Origin of the sequence: Nocardia salmonicida (assembly GCF_036142455.1) — a bacterium.
In the GTDB taxonomy this organism is placed as follows: domain Bacteria; phylum Actinomycetota; class Actinomycetes; order Mycobacteriales; family Mycobacteriaceae; genus Nocardia; species Nocardia salmonicida.
Genome location: NZ_CP108014.1, coordinates 6,634,597 through 6,655,413, shown reverse-complemented (window position 1 = coordinate 6,655,413; position 20,817 = coordinate 6,634,597). Strand labels below are relative to the sequence as shown.

Annotated in this window: 17 protein-coding genes and 1 pseudogene; 6 read left to right on the top strand and 12 right to left on the bottom strand. The window is 67.6% G+C overall.

From position 1 onward, the window contains the following. Positions 1-48 precede the first annotated feature (48 nt). Both OHS03_RS31215 and purF read right to left on the bottom strand, forming a co-directional pair. Positions 49-1,634 (bottom strand): annotated as a pseudogene (locus tag OHS03_RS31215) (ABC transporter substrate-binding protein). A gap of 268 nt (positions 1,635-1,902) precedes the next feature. Further along, entirely contained in the window at positions 1,903-3,483 is a 1,581-nt protein-coding gene (purF, locus tag OHS03_RS31210) for an amidophosphoribosyltransferase (protein ID WP_062982663.1), read from the bottom strand. A gap of 298 nt (positions 3,484-3,781) precedes the next feature. On the opposite strand from purF, the gene OHS03_RS31205 reads away from it, so the two are divergent. Continuing rightward, positions 3,782-5,047, top strand: coding sequence for a YhgE/Pip domain-containing protein (locus OHS03_RS31205; protein ID WP_328658977.1), 1,266 nt, complete (start codon positions 3,782-3,784; stop codon positions 5,045-5,047). Between the two features lie 19 nt (positions 5,048-5,066). Here OHS03_RS31205 and OHS03_RS31200 read toward each other — a convergent pair whose 3' ends face one another. Then, on the bottom strand, positions 5,067-5,471 hold the full coding sequence (locus OHS03_RS31200) for a sterol carrier family protein (RefSeq protein WP_328658975.1): 405 nt from the start codon (positions 5,469-5,471) through the stop codon (positions 5,067-5,069). Between the two features lie 160 nt (positions 5,472-5,631). Here OHS03_RS31200 and OHS03_RS31195 point away from each other — a divergent pair, with 160 nt between their 5' ends. Beyond that, positions 5,632-6,498 carry an alpha/beta fold hydrolase gene (locus tag OHS03_RS31195; protein WP_056818754.1) on the top strand — a complete coding sequence of 289 codons (867 nt, stop codon included), beginning with the start codon at positions 5,632-5,634 and terminating at the stop codon, positions 6,496-6,498. Positions 6,499-6,504: 6 nt separating this feature from the next. Here the strand turns inward: OHS03_RS31195 and OHS03_RS31190 are convergent, their stop codons facing one another. Together OHS03_RS31190 and OHS03_RS31185 are read right to left on the bottom strand one after the other, a co-directional pair. Next, positions 6,505-7,134, bottom strand: coding sequence for a CPBP family intramembrane glutamic endopeptidase (locus OHS03_RS31190; RefSeq protein ID WP_328658973.1), 630 nt, complete (start codon positions 7,132-7,134; stop codon positions 6,505-6,507). Continuing rightward, on the bottom strand, positions 7,131-8,861 hold the full coding sequence (locus tag OHS03_RS31185; protein WP_442942348.1) for an alpha/beta hydrolase: 1,731 nt from the start codon (positions 8,859-8,861) through the stop codon (positions 7,131-7,133). The genes OHS03_RS31190 and OHS03_RS31185 overlap by 4 nt, the downstream gene beginning before the upstream one ends. Before the next feature lie 128 nt (positions 8,862-8,989). Here OHS03_RS31185 and OHS03_RS31180 point away from each other — a divergent pair, with 128 nt between their 5' ends. Next, on the top strand, positions 8,990-9,277 hold the full coding sequence (locus OHS03_RS31180) for a YiaA/YiaB family inner membrane protein (protein ID WP_056818759.1): 288 nt from the start codon (positions 8,990-8,992) through the stop codon (positions 9,275-9,277). A 48-nt stretch (positions 9,278-9,325) separates the two neighbouring features. On the opposite strand, the gene OHS03_RS31175 is transcribed toward OHS03_RS31180, so the two are convergent. Then, on the bottom strand, positions 9,326-11,110 hold the full coding sequence (locus OHS03_RS31175; protein WP_307591128.1) for an alpha/beta hydrolase: 1,785 nt from the start codon (positions 11,108-11,110) through the stop codon (positions 9,326-9,328). Between the two features lie 22 nt (positions 11,111-11,132). After that, positions 11,133-13,427 carry a phosphoribosylformylglycinamidine synthase subunit PurL gene (gene purL / locus OHS03_RS31170; protein ID WP_056818760.1) on the bottom strand — a complete coding sequence of 765 codons (2,295 nt, stop codon included), beginning with the start codon at positions 13,425-13,427 and terminating at the stop codon, positions 11,133-11,135. A 163-nt stretch (positions 13,428-13,590) separates the two neighbouring features. On the opposite strand from purL, the gene OHS03_RS31165 reads away from it, so the two are divergent. Further along, complete coding sequence (locus OHS03_RS31165; RefSeq protein ID WP_328658971.1) at positions 13,591-14,847, top strand: glycosyltransferase 87 family protein; 1,257 nt, start codon at positions 13,591-13,593, stop codon at positions 14,845-14,847. A 15-nt stretch (positions 14,848-14,862) separates the two neighbouring features. Here the strand turns inward: OHS03_RS31165 and OHS03_RS31160 are convergent, their stop codons facing one another. Together OHS03_RS31160 and OHS03_RS31155 are read right to left on the bottom strand one after the other, a co-directional pair. Further along, complete coding sequence (locus OHS03_RS31160; RefSeq protein WP_328658968.1) at positions 14,863-16,155, bottom strand: M18 family aminopeptidase; 1,293 nt, start codon at positions 16,153-16,155, stop codon at positions 14,863-14,865. A gap of 60 nt (positions 16,156-16,215) precedes the next feature. Next, positions 16,216-16,635: a MarR family winged helix-turn-helix transcriptional regulator gene (locus OHS03_RS31155; protein WP_328658966.1), complete on the bottom strand. Its 420-nt coding sequence runs from the start codon at positions 16,633-16,635 to the stop codon at positions 16,216-16,218. 78 nt (positions 16,636-16,713) lie between these two features. Here OHS03_RS31155 and OHS03_RS31150 point away from each other — a divergent pair, with 78 nt between their 5' ends. Then, positions 16,714-17,787 (top strand): substrate-binding domain-containing protein, encoded by a 1,074-nt coding sequence (locus tag OHS03_RS31150; RefSeq protein ID WP_328658963.1) that lies wholly within the window; start codon positions 16,714-16,716, stop codon positions 17,785-17,787. 24 nt (positions 17,788-17,811) lie between these two features. On the opposite strand, the gene purQ is transcribed toward OHS03_RS31150, so the two are convergent. Continuing rightward, positions 17,812-18,489: a phosphoribosylformylglycinamidine synthase subunit PurQ gene (purQ, locus tag OHS03_RS31145; RefSeq protein ID WP_328658962.1), complete on the bottom strand. Its 678-nt coding sequence runs from the start codon at positions 18,487-18,489 to the stop codon at positions 17,812-17,814. Continuing rightward, positions 18,486-18,722 (bottom strand): phosphoribosylformylglycinamidine synthase subunit PurS, encoded by a 237-nt coding sequence (gene purS, locus OHS03_RS31140; RefSeq protein WP_056818769.1) that lies wholly within the window; start codon positions 18,720-18,722, stop codon positions 18,486-18,488. Before purS ends, purQ begins: the two co-directional genes overlap by 4 nt. A 97-nt stretch (positions 18,723-18,819) precedes the next feature. Here purS and OHS03_RS31135 point away from each other — a divergent pair, with 97 nt between their 5' ends. Next, complete coding sequence (locus OHS03_RS31135) at positions 18,820-19,464, top strand: MBL fold metallo-hydrolase (RefSeq protein WP_056818771.1); 645 nt, start codon at positions 18,820-18,822, stop codon at positions 19,462-19,464. A 1-nt stretch (position 19,465) separates the two neighbouring features. On the opposite strand, the gene OHS03_RS31130 is transcribed toward OHS03_RS31135, so the two are convergent. After that, on the bottom strand, positions 19,466-20,812 hold the full coding sequence (locus OHS03_RS31130) for a dipeptidase (protein ID WP_328658960.1): 1,347 nt from the start codon (positions 20,810-20,812) through the stop codon (positions 19,466-19,468). Positions 20,813-20,817 lie beyond the last annotated feature (5 nt).

The following is a 20,817-nucleotide window of genomic DNA, read 5'->3' as shown; positions in this document are numbered from 1 at the left end:
CGAAACGCTGCGCCCGGATCGGTGATCCGGGCGCGGCGGCAACGTCACTCACTTGCCTAGGACCGTGAACCGGAACTTGAAGGAGCCGTCGAGGGTCTGATCCACACCGGTGACGCCCGGCTTCGACACCGCGACCTGCTTACCCGAGAGCAACGGCAGGGTCGGCAGATGGTTCTGCGCCAGATCGGCCTGGATCTTCTTCAGCAACTCGATTCGCTTCGTCGCGTCGGACTCGGTGGCCTCGGCGGTGAGCTGGGCGTTGATGCCGGGGTTCTCGAAGTGCGACTGCAGGAAGTTGTTCGGGCCGAAGAACGGCGTCAGGTAGTTGTCGGCGTCCGGGAAGTCCGGGAACCAACCGAACTGGTACATCGGGTACCCGTCGGAGGCGCGCTCCTTCTGGTAGGTCACCCACTCGGTGGACTGCAGGTTCACCTTGAACAGACCCGAGGCCTCGAGCTGGGACTTGACCGCCGCGTACTCCTCCGAGGAGCTGGAGCCGTAGTGGTCGGGGTTGTACTGCAGGTTCAGCGTCACCGGGTGGCGACGCCCGCTTCGGCGAGGAACTTCGCGGCGGCGACCTTGTCGGGCTTGGCGCCGTAGAGATCCTTCAGCGGCTCGGCCGACCCGGCCATGCCCGAGGGGACGTAGCCGAAGGCGGGCTGGTAAGTGCCCTTGTAGACACCGTTGGCCAGCGCCTCACGGTCGACGGAGGACGCGAATGCCTTGCGCACGGCCAGCTTCTGCGCCGGCGTATTGCCCGGCATGGTGTTCATGTTGAACACCACGTAGCGCAGCTCGCCGCCGGGGCCGTCGGTGACCTTCACCTTGGAATCGGCCCGCAGGGAGTCGATGTCGGTGGGGGTGAACGAGCGGTAGCCGACGTCGATGGCGCCGTTCTGCAGGTCCAGCTTCAGGTTGTCGGAGGTGGCGTAGTACTTGGTCGACACCGTCGCGGTCTTCGGCGTGCCGAGGATGCCCTGGTAATCGGGATTGGCCCGGTATTCCACCAGCTTGTTCTTGTCGTAGCTGGAGATCGTGTACGGGCCGGAGTAGCCCTTGGCCGCGACGACCTCGTCGTCGGTGGCGACCTTGTCGGCCGGGAACACCAGCTCGTCGACGATCGGGCCCGCCTGGGTCGGGAGGATCGTCGGGAAGGTCTGATCATTGGCGACCTTCAGGGTGAACGCGACGGTGAGATCGTCGACCACATCGGTCTTGTCGAGATTGCCGAGCAGCGACGCGGGACCGTGCGGATCGTTGATCTTCACCATCCGGTCGAAGGAGAACTTCACGCTCTTGGCGGTCAACGGGTTACCGCTGGCGAATTTCAGCCCGGATTTGATCTTGCAGGTGTAGACCGTCGGAGTGGTGAATTCGCACTTTTCCGCCGCATCGGGTTTGGGCGTGGTATCGCCCGGTGCGAAGTTCAGCAGATACGAATAGATCTGGTTCTCCACCAGCAGCGAACCGTTGTCGTACGCCGCGGCCGGGTCGAGCGAGAAGATCTTGTCGGTGGTGCCGACGACCAGGCCCGCACCGGAGCCCGCTTCATCGGTGCGGCCGGAGCCACAACCGGCCAGCGCGGCGGCGACAGCGGCGGTAATCCCCACCGCGGCAATTCGTTTCGCGCGCATGCTTCGTGCCTTGTTCAACATCAGGTCCCATTCTCGAACGCCGTGCAGTCGTCGCCCCCGGATCACAGAGGCGACGACTACATGGTGAGCTAGCGATATAACGAGGGACCGTACAGGTGAACCATTACCGCCCAGTTTCAAATGGTCCGAATTATTGCCGCCATGTTATGAACTAATCTTACGAAATTACCGGTTACCGGAATTACCTTCGTACACAACGCAAAAGGGGCCGAACAGGTTTATCCTGTCCGACCCCTCGTGTGCAGCGTCAGGGGCGACTGAGCGCGTCCACGTTGGCGTTCTCGCCGAGCAGCTTCGACTCGGCCTTGCCCGAGAGCATCCCCTCGAGCACGTTCTTGCCGATCGCGGCCTCCGGCGGCAGTTCGATCGGGTAGTCGCCGGTGAAGCAGGCGGTGCACAGTCGCGAGCGCGGCTGTTCGGTGGCGGCGATCATGCCCGCGGTGGAGACGTAGCCGAGCGTGTCGGCGCCGATGGAGCGGCGCACGTTCTCGACCATGTCGGCGTAGCTGTCGTCGGCGCCGGTGCCGTTGGCGATCAGCTCCGCGCGCGAGGCGAAGTCGATGCCGTAGAAGCAGGGCCACTTCACCGGCGGCGACGCGATGCGCACGTGGATCTCGAGCGCACCGGCCTCGCGCAGCATGCGGATCAGCGCGCGCTGGGTGTTGCCGCGCACGATGGAGTCGTCGACGACGATCAGTCGCTTGCCGCGGATTACTTCCTTCAACGGGTTGAGCTTGAGCCGGATACCCAGCTGACGAATCGTCTGGCTGGGCTGGATGAAGGTGCGGCCCACGTAGGCGTTCTTCATCAGACCCTGGCCGTATGGAATGCCGGAGCCCTGGGCGTAACCGACCGCGGCGGGCGTGCCCGACTCGGGCACCGGGATCACCAGATCGGCGTCGACCGGATGCTCCTTGGCCAGCTTGCGGCCGATCTCCACACGGGTGGAGTGCACCGAGCGACCGGCGATCGTGGTGTCGGGACGGGCCAGATACACGTACTCGAAGACGCAACCCTTGGGTTCGGGGTTGGCGAAGCGCATCGAGCGCACGCCCTCGGAGTCGATGGCCAGCAGCTCGCCCGGCTCGATCTCGCGGACGAACGCGGCGCCGACGATGTCGAGCGCGGCGGTCTCGGACGCGACGACCCAGCCACGATCGAGCCTGCCCAGCACCAGCGGGCGCACGCCGTGCGGGTCGCGCGCGGCGTAGAGGGTGTGCTCGTCCATGAAGGTGAGGCAGAACGCGCCGCGCAACTGCGGCAGCAGCTCCATCGCCGCGGCCTCGATGCTGGAGTCCGCCGAGGCGTGCGCCAGCAGCGCGGTGACGATGTCGGAGTCGGAGGTGGCGCCGGTCATCTGCGGGCGGCCATCGATCACACCGGTGCCGATCAAGCCGAGTTCGCGTGCGCGACCGGCCAATTCAGCGGTGTTCACCAGGTTGCCGTTGTGGCCGAGCGCCAGGCCTGAGCCGACCGAGGTGGTGCGGAATATCGGCTGCGCGTTCTCCCAGGTGACTCCACCGGTCGTGGAGTAGCGACAGTGTCCGACGGCGATATGCCCCGGCATGGCCGCGAGGGTCTGCTCGTCGAAGACCTGGGAGACCAGGCCGAGATCCTTGAAGACGAGGATCTGGGAACCATCGGAAACGGCGATTCCGGCCGCCTCCTGCCCGCGATGCTGCAGGGCGTACAGGCCGTAGTAAGTGAGCTTGGCCACGTCTTCGTCGGGAGCCCAGACGCCGAAGACGCCACACTCCTCACGAGGGTCGTGTTCGATCTCGTCGGGGGTATGGGGCGTGGGGACGATCGTAGGATCGACGTCGGTCACCGTTTGCTCCCTGTTCGGGCGGGCTGGGGGCACTAGTCAGTCTACGGGTGAATCATGGGCAGGTAGTACGCGCGCTCGCATCCCGGCAGCAATCCGCCGGTCACGAACCCGCCGATAGCCCCGATGAGCTGTTACGGTGCGGATCGTGACGACGGACGACAGTGCACACGTTGCAGCCGGTGGAACCGGGTCGGATAGTGAGAACACCAGCGCGAAGCCGATTGATCCCGAGCAGCCGCCCGCAAGCGAAGCGACGTTCGCCACACCGACCTTGGGTCGGCGCCATTGGGCTCGGATCGTGCTCTCGCCGACTGCGGTGCTGACCCTGCTCACCGCCCTGCTCGGGGTGATGTACCTCGGTTATATCGCCGACCCGGAGGAGAATCTGCACGACTTCCCGATCGCGCTGGTCAATTCCGATGTCGGCGACGTGATGGGTTCGGGCGAGCAGACCAAGCAGGTCAATTTCGGCAAGCAGGTCGCCGACGCACTCGTCGCCGGTATCCCCGCCGACAAGGTAGACCTGCACGTCGTCGGAAAATCGGAGTCCGAACAACTGCTGCGCACCGGACAGATCTACGGCGCGATCATCATCCCCGGCGATTTCAGCAAACGCCTGGGCATTCTCGGCACGGGCAGCATCGTGCCCGGCGAGATGGAACGGCCGATCATCACCCTGCAAGCCAACCCGCGCATGGGCGCCTACGGCGTCGGGATCATGCAGCGCATCGGCAACCAGGCGCTGACCGAAGTCGACAAACAGGTCGGCCTCCAACTGACCGAGCAGGTACGGGCCACCCTGGCCGAGACGCCGGCGGGCGCACCGCCGCCGCAGGTGTCCGGCGCGGCGATGCTCACCCTCGAGAGTCCGATCGACGTGGTCGCGCAGGACTTCCGTCCGCTGCCGAGCGGCACCGGCATCGGCCTGACAGCGTTCTTCTTCTCACTGCTCTTGCTGCTGGCCGGCATGGTCGGGGCGATGGTGATCCACACGATGGTCGATGCCCAACTCGGTTTCCTCCCCACCGAGTACGGCCCGTGGTCGGTGCACTATCCCCCCACTCCGATCTCGCGCTTTCACACGCTGCTGATCAAATGGGGGATATCGGCGCTGGTCGCGGTCATCGCCTCGCTGGTGTTCCTGCTGGTGGGCAAGGCGGTCGGCATGCCGATCGACAATCCGCTCGCCCTGGTCCTGTTCTCGGTGCTCGCCATGACCGCGGTCGGCTGGACCGCCCTGATGACGCTGGCCGCCCTCGGCACCGCGGGGCTGCTGGTGAACCTGACGCTGTTCGTCATCCTCGGCCTGCCCTCCTCCGGCGGTACCGTCCCGATCGAGGCGACCCCGACCTACCTCGCGTGGCTCGCCGAATTCGAGCCGATGCACCAGGTGTTCCTCGGCGTCCGCTCGATCCTGTACTTCGACGCCGGCTACGCGGCCGGTCTCGACCGGGGCATCTGGATGTCGCTGCTCGGCATCACGATCGCCGTCGTCGCGGGCACGATCATCACCCGCTACTACGACTACAAGGGCCTGCACCGCAAGCACACCACGGCCGCTTGAGCCCTGACCCGGTTGCCGCTTATCCGGCAGCCGGGTCGGGCAACGCCACGATCGGCAGCCACCCCGCGATCTCCCCCGCCCTGGTCCCCGAGGCCGTCAACGCACCGGACTCGGCCGCCGCCTCGAACGTCAACAGCCCCGTGGCCAGCAGCAACCACGTCCGCGGATCGGTCTCCACCACATTCGGCGGGTTCCCCCTGGTATGCCGAGGCCCCTCGATGCACTGCACGGCGACGAACGGCGGCACCCGCACCTCCACCGAATGCCCCGGCGCACTCCCCGCCAACGCCCGCACCGTCCCCTTCACCGCGGCCCCCAACTCCCGCCGCCCCGGCACCGGCAACGCCGGATCCCGCAACCACTCCCCCACACCCAACACCGCCGCCCGCACCTGCGCGGGATCGACCACATTCCGTCCAGCCATACCCCGAGACGCTACCGAGGGCCCGTGACACTCCGGCACCCGAGCATTAGCGACGCCGAACACCTGAGCGGGACCGAGTCCGCCAGCTGACACGGCAACACCGCAGACCGATCGAATGCCCGGCGATGCCGGAGCGTGGACCGCGTCGTACATTCGTCCTATGAGTGTCACCGGTCCCCTCGAGCCGACCACGTTGCGATTGCGCAGTGCTGACGGGCTCACCCTGGTCGCCGACAGCTTCGGTGCCGAGAACGGCCCGTTGGTCGTGATGCTGCACGGTGGCGGGCAGAACCGGTATTCGTGGAAGCGGACCGGGCGGGCGCTCGCGGCGGCGGGGATGCGGGTCGTCACCGTGGACGCGCGTGGGCACGGTGAGAGCGATTGGTCGCCGACCGCCGACTACGGCAGGACCGCGATGGTGGGCGACCTGCACGCCGTCCTCGAACAGCTCGGCGCGACGCCGGACGCGGGTGCGGTGGTCGTCGGGGCGAGCATGGGCGGGATCACGGGGCTGCTCGCCACGGCGAGACCGGGTGGCAGCGCGATCCGCGCGCTCGTTCTGGTCGACATCGTGCCCCGCTCGGAATCCGCGGGCGTGAGCCGCGTCATGGACTTCCTCGGCAAGCACCGCGACGGCTTCGACACCCTCGACCAGGTGGCCGACGCGGTCGCCGCCTACCTGCCGCACCGCCCGCGCCCCGACAACGCCGACGGCCTCCTGCGCAACCTGCGCGAGCGCGACGGCCGCTGGTACTGGCACTGGGACCCCGACCTGATCAGCGACGTCAACGAAGACCCGGACGCCCGCATCGTCGAGATGGAGGCCGCCGCCGAGGCCCTGACCATCCCGGTCCTGCTGATCCGCGGTGGCAAGTCCGATGTCGTCAGCGACGAGGGCGCCGCGGCCTTCCTCGCGCTCGCACCGCACGCCCGCCTTGCCGAGATCAGCACGGCCGCCCACACCGCCGCGGGCGACGACAACGACGCCTTCACCGAGGCCGTCGCCGGTTTCGTCGCCACCGCCTGAGCCGCGCTAGCGCCTCAGCCCGTCGACCCACCGGGCGGCGCTGGGCGCGAGCGCTCCCCCGGCATTGATCGCCAGATGCAGGAGCGCGGGCGCGGTGGCACTGCCGGACCGACGGCGAAGTTCGGTGAAGACGAGCCCGGCCAGGGTGGTGGCCGCGACCGTCGGGAATACCGGGTCTTCTGCGGCTCTTGCCGGTTGGATGTGCCAGAGGCCGAAGTCGAGGGCGCTGATCACCGGAGCCGGTGGGCCGAGGCTCTCGGCGAGCAAGGGATCGAGGGTCCCCCGGAAGATCGCTTCTTCGGCCAGGACGGTACCGACGGGGATGTGCAGGGCAATCCATTCGAGAGTCGAGGTCTCTGGTGCGCGGACGGCGATTTCGAGTGGGAGGCGTCGCAGGGACGGGATCGCCAGGGCAACGGCGTACCCGATGAGGACGATCCCCGAGCTCCCGAGTCCCCATCGGAAACCGCTGGGCGACAACCAGTTCGGACTACCACGGAAGAGCTTGGCATATCCCGCGGCGAAAGCCGTGTTCGCGACGGTACGGCCGCGCAAGGGCAGATCGAGAGCTGGCAGGACCCGGTTGCTCCACAGCAGCGGAAGGATCAGCGCCGCAGCACTTTCGAGTCGCCTCACTTCACCTCGCGCTCGTAGGTTTCCGCTGATTCCAGTGCGGCACGGATCCTTTCGATGACAGTGCCGTCCAACCCGGGCGGAGCCGCGACGGCCAACCATCCGTCGAGCACCAAACTCCCGTACCGATGCCCGTGCCCGTCGACGACCCCCTGCGCGTTCGTGAGATCGGCCGTGACCTGCCAGAACGTCACGAAAGGCGCCCACCGCATCTGGGTCGACACATCGGAACCGCGTGGCTCGCTCAACCAATCCGGCTGAGTGAAGATCAGATCGGCCGACCACCACACGATCGGGTCGGAGGGATGCTGCAGGTAGGCGATGCGGGGTTCGCGCCACGGCTCCGCACTGTCGAAATCTGTCGCGTCATCGGCGAAGCGAACGACGAGCCCGTCCGCGTACACCGGCGCTACCTCGGGCGAACCCGGATCGCGACGATCGACGAACTGCCGCCACAACCGATTCGAGTTCGGCGGGCCGACCCACAACGCTCCATCGACCTCCTCGCGCAATTCGGCCAACCCGTCGAAGGCCTCCTCCGACCCCTGCGAACCCAGGCTCTCCCCGTAGACGAACAACTTCGGCCGATGCCCTTCCGGCTGCGCCGACCACCGCTCGTACACCGCGTCGAACAGCTCCCGGCTGGCCGCGGCCGCCTTCTCCCGGTCCGACAGGAACGAGAGCACGCTGGGCAGATACGAGAACTGGGTCGCGACGATCGCCGTATCGCCGCCGTAGAGGTATTCCACGGCCGCCGCGGCCATCCCGTTGACCCACCCGGTACCGGTAGTCGTGACCACCACCATCGCCTCTCGGTCGAAGGCGCGGGTCCGCTCGAGCTCGGCGACAGCCAATTGCGCCGCGGTCTGCCCCTTGGCCATCGACTCCAACCCCACGTACGCCCGAACGGGTTCGCGCGCGGGCTTCCCCGTCACCTCGGTGATCGCGGCCGCGCTCGGACCGTTGGACACGAACCACCGCCCCTCGAACCCCAACGTCTGCCACGGCGCGAGCGACTCGGGGCTCCCCGAACGCTCCGGCGCGACCGGCTGCACCGCGTACGGTGTGGTCCGGTCGTTGCGCACGCTGAACGCCGAGTTGGCCACCGCGAAGAACGCCTGCGAGGCGACACCGTTCACCATCGTCACCGTGAGAACGACCAACACCAGCAACCCGGCGGCAGGCGCCAGCTCTCGCGGCACCCGCACCCACCGATTGAGTTGACGAGCCAGCCCGAGCACCATCACGCGCACCGTCCGATACGCGGCCACCACGGCCACCCCGACCGCCACGCTGAGCAACCCGGTGCGCAGATACGCGGGCGTGGTGGTCCCGGCCATCCCCATCAGCGAGGTGATCTCGCGCTGCCATCGCGCCGACTGCACCAGCATCACCGCAGCGACCAGCGCACACCCCACCAGCAAGATCGCCTTGAGCACGTATCGCACCCGATCGGACGGGCTGGGAATCGGAATCAGAGCCCGCACCCACCGCCGGAACACCCATTCGAGCACGCAGCCGAGCCCGTACCCGATCGCGGCGTTGATTCCGCTGATCAGCCCCTGGAACAGCCAGTCACGCGGCACCAGCGAGGGCGTCACCGACAGCCCGAAAAACAGCGTCGCCAGCACCAATCCGACATAATTCAGATCGACCACGGCTTCCACGCGCCGCACGACAACGCCGCCGCGCGCACGCAGCATCGCAGAAGTCGAAGCGCGCTCGGTCACCGCCTCAGTATGGCCGCCGCTACCGACAATCACCGGATTTGTCACTGCGGAGCCGCTCACAAACTACGTACCGCGCTCGAGTAGTTGTACGCGCGATCGCGACGCCGTGGCTGCGCACACTGAGAACCATGAGCACAAACACCAAGCCGAAGAACACCTCGGCCTACATGGCCCAGGCCGCGATCGCTTTCGCTGTCAGCCTGTTCGGGACCGGCGCCGGAATCGCCTACCTGCCGCTGGACGGCTGGCAGCGCGCGTTCCTGGCGATGTCGGGCCTGTTCCTGGTGACGAGCTGCTTCACCCTGGCCAAGGTCGTGCGCGACCAGCAGGAGACCCAGTCACTGATCGGCCGGATCGACGAAGCTCGGCTGGAACAGCTGATCGCCGAACACAATCCGTTCAAATCGGTGTCGTGAACCCCCACCGCGCGGCGCCGATCGAGGGGTTCGGCGCCGCGTGGTTCGTCACTTCAACTCGCGCTCGGTGGCCATGGATTCTTCGATGAACGCGCTGATCCGGGCGGCCAATTCCGGTGTGTAGTCCGGTGGTCGGGCCACCGCGGCCCACGTGTCGGGCAGCAGATTGCCGTAGTTGTGGCCGTGCCCGTCCGACACCGTCTGCGCGCGGGGCAGATCCGCCGCCACCTGCCAGAACGTGACGATCGGGTACCACGACATCGCCGGTGACACATCGGGTCCGCGCTTCTCCCGCAACCAGTCCGGACTGCTGAACAGCAGATCCGGCGACCACCACACCACCGGATCGGAGGCATGCTGCAGGTAGACGATGCGCGGGTCGTTCCAGACCGGCGTCGGCCGGGCGAGCTGATCGGCGCTCGCGGCGAACCGCACCGACATTCCGTCGGCGTAGATCGGGGTGATCTCCTCGGTGCCGGGATCGCGCCTGGTCACGAATTCCGACCACAGCCGGTTGGAGTTGGGCGGCCCCACCCACAGCACGCCGTCGGTGCGGTTACGGATATCGGCCAGACCGGAGAACGCGCCCTCCGACCCCTGCGACCCGAGGCTCTCGCCGTAGACGAGCAGCTTGGGCCTTGCGTCTTCGGGCAGCGCCGACCAGCGGTCGTACACCTTGTCGAACAGCGTGCGCCCCATGGTCATCGACTTGTCCCGGTCGGACAGGAACGACAGCGCGCTGGGCAGATACGAGTACTGCGTCGCCACCAGCGCGGTGTCGCCGCCGAACATCAGCTCGACCGCCTCGGCGCTGGCCGTATCGACCCAGCCGGTGCCGGTGGTACTGATCACCACGAGCACTTCGCGTTCGAAAGCCTTGGTGCGCTCGAGTTCGGCGACGGCCACATCGGTCTGCGCCTCGACGCCGTCCGCGGATTCCAGGCCCGCGTAGACCCGGATCGGTTCGCGCGCGGGCTTTCCGGTGACCTCGCCGATCGCGAGAGCGGTCGGCGCGTTCGCCACGAACCATCGGCCCTCCGAGCCCAGCGTTTCCCACTTGGCCAACGAATCGGGGCTACCGGAACGTTCGGGCAGCGTCGGCTGGACCGCGTTCGGCGAGGTATGGCTGTTGCGCGCGCTGAACGCCGAGTTGGCCACGGCGAAAAAGCCTTTCGCCAACACACCGTTGAACAACAGCACCGCGGCCACCAGCACGACGATCGCCCCGAGCGGCCGCGCGAACGAAGCCGGAATCCGCACCCACTGGTTCAGCGCGCGCGCCACCGTGCGTACCAGCCGAACCACCAGACGCGAGATCCAGATCAGCAGACCCACCACCACCGCGCCGAGCAACACCGTGCGCGGATACCCGGCGTCGGACACCGGCGCCATCCCCATCAGATCGGTGATCTCGCGCTGCCACTGCGAGGACTTGATGCTCATCAGCACCGCGAAGACCAGGCACGCCACCACGATCGCGCCCTTCACCGCCACCAGCAGCCAGCCGGGCCGCCGGCTCCAGGCCGACGAGACCTGGGCGGGCCAGGTGATCCGGGGCGCGATCCACTTGCGCCAGACCCAGGACAGCGCGCAGCCGAGCCCGTAGCCGATCGTGGCGTTGATCCCGCTGAGCAGTCCCTGGAAGAACCAGTCACGCGGAAGCAGCGAGGGTGTCAGCGACAGTCCGAAGAACATCGTGGCCACGATCAGGCCGACGTAATCCGGATGAAAAAACCTCTCCACCAGGTGAATTCCCCGGACGAAGAGGTTGTTGTGCGCGGGATCCTCGCGCGCCGCGGACAGAGAAGTCGAGCCCGTACTCTCAGTGGTCAAGCTCGACTCCTCGTCCGATCGATCAGGCGGTATGCGCTCCGAACAGCTTAGGCAGCGTGCCTTCGAATGCCTCACGCAATTCGGCGAGTGTCACGGAGAACTGCCCCTGCACCTCGACCGAATCCGAACCCTGGTCCACCACGCCGATACGCACCCACGGCAGCTGCCGCGCGTCGCACATCTTGGTGAACCGGGTCTCCTCCGAACGCGGCACCGCGACGAGCACGCGCCCCGCCGACTCGGAAAACAGCTGCACGAACGGGTCCGAACCCTCGGGAAGCACGATGCGGCAGCCGGTTTCGCCTGCCAGCGCCGCCTCGATGACGGTCTGCGCCAGACCACCCTCGGACAGGTCGTGCGCGGCGGAGATCATGCCGTCGCGCGAACCCGAGGTGAGCACCTCCGAGAGCAGCTGCTCGCGGGCGAAGTCGACCCGCGGCGGCACGCCACCGAGGTGATCGTGGACCACCTGCGACCAGATCGAGCCGTCCAGCTCGTCGCGGGTCTCGCCGAGCAGGATCAGCGACTCGCCCGGCTCGAGGCCGAGGCCGGTCGGAATGCGGCGGTGCACATCGTCGATCACGCCGAGCACGCCGACCACCGGGGTGGGCAGGATGGCGTCCTTGCCGGTCTGGTTGTAGAAGCTCACGTTGCCGCCGGTCACCGGAATGCCCAGCGCCGCACAACCATCCGCCAGACCGCGCACGGCCTGCTGGAACTGCCACATCACGCCCGGATCCTCCGGCGAACCGAAGTTCAGGCAGTTGGTGACGGCCTTGGGGGTGGCGCCGGTGGTGGCGACATTGCGGAACGCCTCGGCCAGCGCCAGCTGCGCGCCGGTGTACGGGTCGAGCTTGGTGTAGCGGCCCGACGCGTCGGTGGCCAGGGCGATACCGCGGCCCGAGGACTCGTCGATGCGGACGACGCCCGCGTCGGCGTGCTCGGCCAGCACGGTGTTGCCGCGTACGTAGCGGTCGTACTGCTCGGTGATCCACTTGCGGCTGCACAGCTGCGGGCTGGCGATCATCGTGAACAAGGTCTCGCGCAGCTCGTCGCCGGTCTTCGGCCGGGTCAGGGTGGCGGTGGTGTCGGCGATCAGCGCGTCCTGGGTGTCGGGACGCTGCACGGGGCGCTCGTAGACCGGGCCCTCGTGGGCCACGGTGCGCGGCGGCACGTCGACCACGGTCTCGCCGTGCCAGGTGATCACGAGGTGGTCGCCGTCGGTGACCTCACCGATATCGGTGGCCAGCACGTCCCACTTCTTGCAGACGGCCATGAACGCGTCCACGTTCTCCGGCGTCACGACCGCGCACATGCGCTCCTGCGATTCACTCGACAGGATCTCGGCGGGGGTCATGTTCTTGGCGCGCAGCGGGACCCTGGTCAGGTCGATGTGCATGCCGCCGTCGCCCGCCGCGGCGAGTTCGGACGTGGCACAGGACAGCCCGGCGCCGCCGAGGTCCTGGATACCGACGACCAGCCCGGCCGCGTACAGGTCGAGACAGCACTCGATGAGCACCTTCTCGGTGAACGGGTCGCCCACCTGCACGGCGGGCAGCTTCTTGCGGCCGGTGCCGGACTCGTCACCGGAGAAGGAGTCCGAGGCGAGCACGGACACGCCGCCGATGCCGTCGAGGCCGGTGCGCGCACCGAACAGGATGATCCGGTTGCCGTTGCCCGAAGCGAAGGCCAGGTGCAGGTCTTCCACGCGCATCGCGCCCGCGCACAGCGCGTTCACGAGGGGGTTGCCCTGGTAGGAGGCATCGAAGACGGTCTCGCCGCCGACATTGGGCAGGCCGAGCGAGTTGCCGTAACCGCCGACGCCGCGCACCACACCGTCGACCACGCGACGGGTGTCGGGGGCGTCCGCCGCGCCGAAGCGCAGCTGGTCCATCACCGCGATCGGACGCGCGCCCATGGCCATGATGTCGCGCACGATGCCGCCGACGCCGGTGGCCGCGCCCTGATACGGCTCCACGTAGGAGGGGTGGTTGTGGCTCTCCACCTTGAAGGTGACGGCCCAGCCGTCGCCGATGTCGACCACGCCGGCGTTCTCGCCGATCCCGGCCAGCATGGAGGCCTTCATCTCGTCGGTGGTGGTTTCACCGAAGTAGCGAAGGTGCACCTTGGAGGACTTGTAGGAGCAGTGCTCGCTCCACATCACCGAGTACATCGCCAGCTCGGCATCAGTGGGCCGACGGCCCAGAATTTCCTTGATGCGGGCGTACTCGTCGTCTTTGAGACCGAGTTCCTTGTACGGCTGCGGAGCATCCGGGGTGGCTGCGGCGGTAGCGACGGTGTCGACCTGCAGTGTCACGGGAGACCAGGGTCCTTTCGGCCGGGGGGAACTTGATCTGCAGAGTCTAATGGTTGCGGGGTAACCGCCTGCCGCCCGTCCTGCCCTCACGCTGGGGAGGCGGCCGGATTCGGTCTGGTCACACTTGCGGCTGGGGCATCGGAGTACCCGTTACTCTGGCGCCGTGAACGAAAGTCCGGGGGTTGCCGAGCAGGTCGAGCCGCGTATTCCCGATCCCGACCACGTGGAGCGTCAACGTCGCCGGCTGACCGCGGCCGTCGGACTGTTCGTCGTCTCCGCGGCCGTCGCGCTCCTCGCGCACTGGTGGCACGGGTTCATCGACCTGCAGGTCTACCGCAACGGCGCGCGCGTGTGGCTCGACGGCGGCGACCTGTACGGCCCGATGCCGCCGGTCCACGGCCTCGGCCTGCCGTTCACCTATCCCCCGCTGGCCGCGATGTTCTTCGTGCCGCTGGCCCTGATGCCGCTGGTGGTCGCCGAGGTCGTCGTGCTGTCGACCTCGCTGGCGAGCCTGGCCATCGTGCTGTGGCTGGTACTGGTTCGCGTGCGTCCCGAGCTCGACCGCATCTCGGTCCTCACCGTGTTGATCGCCGGGCTCGGCCTTGCCCAGTTCCTCGAACCGGTCCGCCAGACCTTCAACTTCGGCCAGATCAACCTGATCCTGATGGCCGCGGTCACCCTCGACATTCTCGTGCGCAAGCCCTTCTGGCCACGCGGGATGCTGATCGGCATCGCGGTGTCGATCAAGCTGATTCCGGCAGGCTACCTGCTGTATTTCCTGCTCCGCCGAGACTGGAAAGCCGCGGCCACCATGGTCGCGTCGGCCGCCGCCGCGGTGGGCGTCGGCTTCCTGCTGTTCCCGAAGGATTCGGTCGAATACTGGTTCCACACCGTCTCCGACACCGGCCGCATCGGCACCCCCTACTTCGCGGGCAACCAGTCGATCAAGGGCACGCTGTTCCGCCTCGGCATGGACGAATCGCTGGCGACGGGCCTGTGGCTGGGCCTGTCCGCGCTGACGATCGCGCTGGCCTCGGTGTGGATGTACCGCCTGATCGGCGCGGGCAACGATGTCGGCGCGCTACTGGTGAACGCGGCCGCGGTGTTGTTGGTCTCGCCGGTGTCGTGGTCGCATCACTGGGTCTGGGTGGCCCCCGCGCTGGTCGTCGCCGTGAGCCTGGCCGTGCGCCGCCGCTCCCGGGCCTTCACCACCGTTGTCATCGTGTTCACACTGATGTTCATCGTCGGCCCGCAGTGGGTTCTGCCGCATTCGGGCGACAAGGAACTCGCCTGGGCCTGGTGGCAGCAGATCATCGGCAGCAGTTATGTGTGGACCACGTTCGCCGTGATCGTCTACGCGGTGATCACCTACCGCCCGGCCCGAAAGCCTTCGGCGACCTCGGAACTCGCGACGAACTGAGCCAGGCCGAGTCGGTCAGTCCGTCGCTTCCGGGGTCAGGAACGCCGCGAGAGCCGAGGCATAGGCGGGCACGTCGGCGGCGCCCATGAGTTCGCGGCACGAGTGCATGGCGAGCTGGGGTGCGCCGACGTCGACGGTCGACATCCCGGTGCGGGCGGCCGTCATCGGGCCGATGGTCGAGCCGCACGGCAGGTCGGCGCGGTGGACATAGCGTTGCAGCGGCACCTCGGCCTGCGCGCAGGCGAGCGCGAACGCGCCCGCGCCCGCCGCGTCGGTGGCGTAGCGCAGGTTCTGATTCACCTTGAGCACCGGTCCACCGCCCACCTCGATGCGATGCGCGGGCTCGTGCCGGTCCGGATAGTTCGGGTGCGTCGCGTGCGCCATATCGCCGGAGGCGACCACCGAACCGGCAAGCGCGGCAAGGTAATCGGCACGTCCACCACCGCGGGCCAGCACGATCCGCTCCAGCACCGCCGGCAGCAGATCCGACTGCGCCCCGCGATCGGACTGGCTCCCGACCTCCTCGTGGTCGAACATCACCAGCACGGCCGTCGCCGCCCCCGGCTCGTCGGCGGCCGCGAGGAACGCCTGCAATCCGGCGTAGCAGGTGCCCTGGTTGTCGAGCCGCGGCGCGCTCACCAGATCGAGATCGCGACCGACGATCGTGCTCGACGCGAGGTCGTGGGTCATGAGTTCCCAGCCGAGCACATCGGCGCCGTTCACCCCGGCCCGCTCGGCGACGAAGTCCAGGAACGGCGCGGGCGCGTCACCGATTCCCCAGATCGCGTTCACGTGCCGTTGCGGGTCGAGGGTGACCCCGCGACGGTCTTCGGACAGGTGAATGGCCAGCTGCGGCACCCGCAGGATCGGCTCGTCGATGCGCACCAGCACATCGCGCATCCGCGCGCCCTCGCGCACACTGAGCCGCCCCGAGAGACCGAGCTCCCGATCCAGCCAGGAGTTCAGCCACGCCCCGCCGTACGGCTCGAGCCCGACCAGCTGCCACCCGGACCCCGCGAGGTCGGGATGCTGCTTCACCCGCAGATTGGGGCTGTCGGTATGCGCGCCGACCACCCGGAAGGGAGCGGCGGGCACGGCGTCGTAGTCAGCCCACGCGATCAGCGAACCACCGCGCACCACATAGTGTTTCCCGCCCGCGTCGTCCCACGCCGACGCCTCGGTCAACGGCGTGAACCCGTTGCCGTCCAGCTCGGCCGCCACCGTCGCACACACATGGAACGGCGAGGGTGACGCATCGATGAAGGCACACAATCCGCTGGCCGTGGCCGCTGTCAAGGAAACCGGCATCCTGCGATCCTAGGCACGATGGCGCGCCCCGGCATCCCGCCCCGGAATACCGCGCTCGGATCAGTCGTCGCGTTCGGCGACAACCACGAGCGCGGCCAGTAATTCGCCGTAGCGGCGAATCCCGAGGCGCGAGCGCAGTTCGTCCTCCGCGAGCTTTTCCTGCGCGCGGATCCTGGCGGCCAGTTTGGCGCCGAGACTGCTCAGCCCGATCAGGATCCGACGTCGATCGTCGGTGGCGGCGACCCGGAAGATCAGCCCGCGTTCGGCCAGGTTGTCCGCGTGCCGGGTGGCCGAGGACGGGGCCAGCCGCGCCTGGGCGGCCAGTTCCGACATGGTCATCCCGTCGTCGGTGGACAACTGCGACAGAATCGCCCAGTGGTCGGCCGTGAGATTGTCAGCCGACAGCGCCGATTCGAGCCGACCTACCCAGTTGCGCTCCGCGGAGCGCAGGGCCCCGTGCAGCGTGGAATACCCACTCATGATGGACACCGATTGCATTCCCACCTGCCGAGAAATTCATTAGAACAATCCTGTTCGCGCTAGGCGATAGAGTACAGAGTGCCTTTCTATGGTCAGAGCCGGGATGAAACGATCGAGATTCTCTCGATCGTCCCCACGCAGGGCCCCGGCGGCATCATCGCACCATCGTGTACCGCCGCGATTTCCCTGGCCGTAGACGAAATCAATAGCGGCACAGGAATTCTCGGCCGAGAAATACACCTCACCACCATCGACGGCGGTCGCGAACCACACGAGGTGGCGGCCGAGGTGGGGGCCTTCCTCGCCACCGGAATGGTCGGCGCGATCACCGGCTGGCACACCTCCGCGGTGCGGCGGGCGGTTGCCACGGCCGTGGACGCCCGCGTCCCCTATCTCTACGCCACCGACCACGAGGGCCTGCCCGACGAACGCCCCGGCGTCCTACTGGTCGGCGAACACCCCGACCACCAAACAGTTCCCGCGGCGGCCTGGATGGCCCGCGAACTGGGAAAGCGTCGCTGGGCGGTGATCGGCAACGACTACATCTGGCCTCGCCGAACAGCTCTCGCCCTGCGCCGGTCCCTGCCCAACCCGTACGACATCATCCTCGAGCACTACGTCCCCCTCGGCACCACCGATTTCCGCCGTTTCCTGGAGAACCCCACGCTCCTGCTCGCCGATGCTGTCCTGATCCTCATGGTCGGCGCCGACACCGCCCGCTTCAACCGGCAGTTCACCACCACCGGCCTCCCCGCCGTGATGCCCCGCCTCAGCCCGGCGGTCGACGAGAACGTCCTCCTCAGCGCGGGCCCGTCGGCGAACACCAACCTCTACGTGGCCTCGAGCTTCTTCCTCGACAACAACACCACCGAGGGCCGATCCCGACGCGCCCGCTACCACCGCCACCATGGCCGATTCGCCCCGGCGCTGACCACTTTCAGCAACTCCACCTACGAAGCGATCCACCTGCTGAACGCCATGTCCGAAGCAACAGGCACCCTCGACGTGGCAACCATCTCCGCCGCGACGGAAACCGGTCTGGTGCTGAACGGACCGGCCGCGCGCCGCGGTTTCCTCGGCAATCAAGCAGTCGGCCCCGCCCACCTGGCAACGGCGAACGGGGTCGACTTCGACATCATCGACACCCTCTAGCGCCGACCGGGGACTACCGAGTTATCAGGCCCCGACAAAACTATCGATCACCGAGAAGAACATTCCGAGACCGTCATCGCTCGGTCCGGTCAATGCCTCGGTGGCGTGCTCGGGGTGCGGCATCAAACCGACAATCCGCCCGTTGGCCGAGGAAATTCCGGCGATCCCGCGCTGCGATCCGTTCGGGTTCTCACCCGCGTACCGGAACACCACGCGACCTTCGCCCTCGAGCTCGTCGAGCACCTTCTCCGAAGCCTGGAAACGCCCCTCGCCCGACTTCAGCGGAACAAGGATCTGCGCACCCGGCTCATACCGCGAACTCCACGCGGTATCGGTGCCCTCGACCTTCAACCACTCGTCCCGGCAGATGAAGTGCAGTCCTTCATTGCGGGTCAGCGCACCCGGCAGCAGCCCGGCTTCGCACAGAACCTGGAAGCCGTTGCAGATACCGAGCACCGGCAGACCCTGCCCGGCGGCGCGAACGACCTCGCCCATGACCGGCGCGAACCGTGCGATCGCCCCGCACCGCAGGTAGTCCCCGTAGGAGAATCCACCGGGCACGATGACAGCGTCGACACCCTTGATATCGGCATCGGCGTGCCACAGGCTCACGGCCTCGGCGCCGGCCAACCGAACCGCGCGAGCGGCATCGACATCATCGAGCGTTCCGGGAAAGGTAATAACGCCAATACGTGCGCTCACGAGACCCGAACGACCTTCCAGTCCTCGATCACCGTGTTCGCCAGCAGCGCCTCGGCGATCTGCTCGAGCTGGGCGTCCGACACACTGTCGTCCACCTCGAGCTCGAATCGCTTGCCCTGCCGCACATCCGAGATCCCGGCGAATCCCAAACGCGGGAGCGCGCCGACCACGGCCTGCCCCTGGGGGTCCAGAATCTCGGCCTTCGGCATGACCTCGACCACGACTCGTGCCACGCGTTGCTCCTCAAGTGGTGTGTGGGTTACCTCAGAAATCCTAGTTGACACCGACGTCGTGCCCGCGTTCCGGGGTCACGGCGGCTTAGCATCGGGTATGCGCATCGCCCACTTCGGACATTCCTGCATCCTCGTGGAACTGCACGGCGTGAAAGTGCTGTTCGACCCCGGCACCTTCGCGCACGGATTCGAGGGCATCACCGGCTTGGATGCGATCGCGGTGACCCACCAGCACCCCGACCACATCGATCCGAACCGGATCGGCGAGCTCATCGAGCACAATCCCGGCGCCCGCCTGCTGTCGGATCCGCAGACCGCGCAGCAGCGCAGCGAGGGCTGGGAGCCGGTTTCGGCTGGTCAGGTGCTCGACATCGGCGAGTTACAGATCACCGGCGGCGGTGGCAGGCACGCGGTGATCCACCCGGAGATCCCGGTGGTCGACAACACCGTCTTCCAGCTCGGCACCGCGTCGGACCCCGCCCAGCTGGTCCACCCCGGCGACTCACTGTGGGTGCCGCCGGTCCCGGTCGGCGTGCTCGCCATCCCCGCCGTCGCCCCGTGGATGCGGATCTGGGACACCGTCGACTACCTACGCGCGGTCAATCCACGCACCGCGATCCCCATCCACTTCGGCATCGTCGAGCCCGCCGCCTACGGCGTCTACTTCGGCAGGCTGACCGAAATGGCCCCGGCCGGCACCGAGTTCCGCGTACTCGAAGCCGAGGACCAGGGCCAGTTCTGATTCAGCGGTAGCTGGTCAGGAACAGCGCTTCGGCCAGTGCCATGTGCTCGATCTCGCTCGGGTCCACGCTCTCGTTCGGCGCGTGGATCAGGCACTTGGGCTCCTCCACCCCGATCAGCATGATCTCGGCCTCCGGGTAGGTGTCAGCGAAGACGTTGCACAGCGGGATCGACCCGCCCTGGCCCTCGGTGGTGACCGGTCGACCGTAGGCGGCCTCCATCGCCTTGCCGAGCGCGTCGCGGGCGGGTCCCTGTTCGGAGGCGACGAACGGCTCACCGAGCGCCTCGACCTCGATGTCGAGTTCGGCGTTCCACGGCACGTGCGCGTGCAGGTGCTTCTCCAGCAGGTCCAAGGCCTGCTTCGGCGCGGTGCCCGGCGGAATACGCAGGTTGAGCCGGGCGCGGGTGCTCGGCTGGATCGCCGCCGACGACCCGACCACCGCGGGCACGTCCATTCCGAGCACGGTGAGCGCGGGCCGCGCCCACAGCATGTCGGATACGGTTCCGTTGCCGAGCAGGTCGACACCGTCGAGCACACCCGCGTCGGACCGGAAGTCCGCCGAGGGGTACTGCGCACCCGCCCACTTCTGATCGCCGGTGAGTCCGTCGATCGTGGTGTTGCCCTCGGCATCGCGCAACGACGCCAGCAGCTGGATCATCGCGGCGAGCGCGTCCGGCGCCGGTCCGCCGAACATCCCCGAATGCATCGGCCCTTCGAGGGTTTTCACCGTCAGCACCACATTCACCATCCCGCGCAGGGTCTGGGTGAACGTCGGCACCCCGACAGCGAAATTACCGCAGTCGGCGACCAGGATCGCATCCGATCGCAGCAGTGCGGGATCGGCGACGACGAACTTCTCCAGGCCGCCGGTGCCCTGCTCCTCCGAGCCCTCCGCCACCACCTTGATCCCGATCGGGAAGTCGGGTCCGATCGCGCGCAAGGCCGTGAGATGGGTGACGATATTGCCCTTGCAATCGGCCGCTCCGCGCCCGTACCAGCGCCCGTCCTTGTCGGTCAGCGTCCAGACCGGCGTCTTCCACGCGGCATCGTCGAGCGGGGGCTGCACGTCGTAGTGGCAGTACAGCAGCACCGTCGGCGTGCCGGGCGGCCCCGGCTTCGACGCGATGACAGCCGAGCTGCCGTCCGGCGTCTCGTGCAGACCGACCTCGGTCAGCCCCGCCGCGGCGAACGCGTCGGCCACCCACTGGGCCGTCTGCGCGCAGCCTTCCGGCGGGAACTGACGCGGGTCGGCGACGGATTTGAGCGAAACGAGCTGGGCCAGATCCTTTTTCGCCTGTCCCATCAGCCCGGAAACCTTGCCGCGCAGCGCCGTCACATCGTCGGTCATCTCTT

Excerpts from the sequence above, each read along its gene's own strand:
- OHS03_RS31160 (WP_328658968.1), bottom strand. The coding sequence starts at position 16,155 with ATGCCGGTTTCCTTGACAGCGGCCACGGCCAGCGGATTGTGTGCCTTC.
- OHS03_RS31195 (WP_056818754.1), top strand. The coding sequence starts at position 5,632 with ATGAGTGTCACCGGTCCCCTCGAGCCGACCACGTTGCGATTGCGCAGT.
- OHS03_RS31135 (WP_056818771.1), top strand. The coding sequence starts at position 18,820 with ATGCGCATCGCCCACTTCGGACATTCCTGCATCCTCGTGGAACTGCAC.
- OHS03_RS31155 (WP_328658966.1), bottom strand. The coding sequence starts at position 16,635 with ATGAGTGGGTATTCCACGCTGCACGGGGCCCTGCGCTCCGCGGAGCGC.
- OHS03_RS31130 (WP_328658960.1), bottom strand. The coding sequence starts at position 20,812 with ATGACCGACGATGTGACGGCGCTGCGCGGCAAGGTTTCCGGGCTGATG.
- OHS03_RS31200 (WP_328658975.1), bottom strand. The coding sequence starts at position 5,471 with ATGGCTGGACGGAATGTGGTCGATCCCGCGCAGGTGCGGGCGGCGGTG.
- OHS03_RS31180 (WP_056818759.1), top strand. The coding sequence starts at position 8,990 with ATGAGCACAAACACCAAGCCGAAGAACACCTCGGCCTACATGGCCCAG.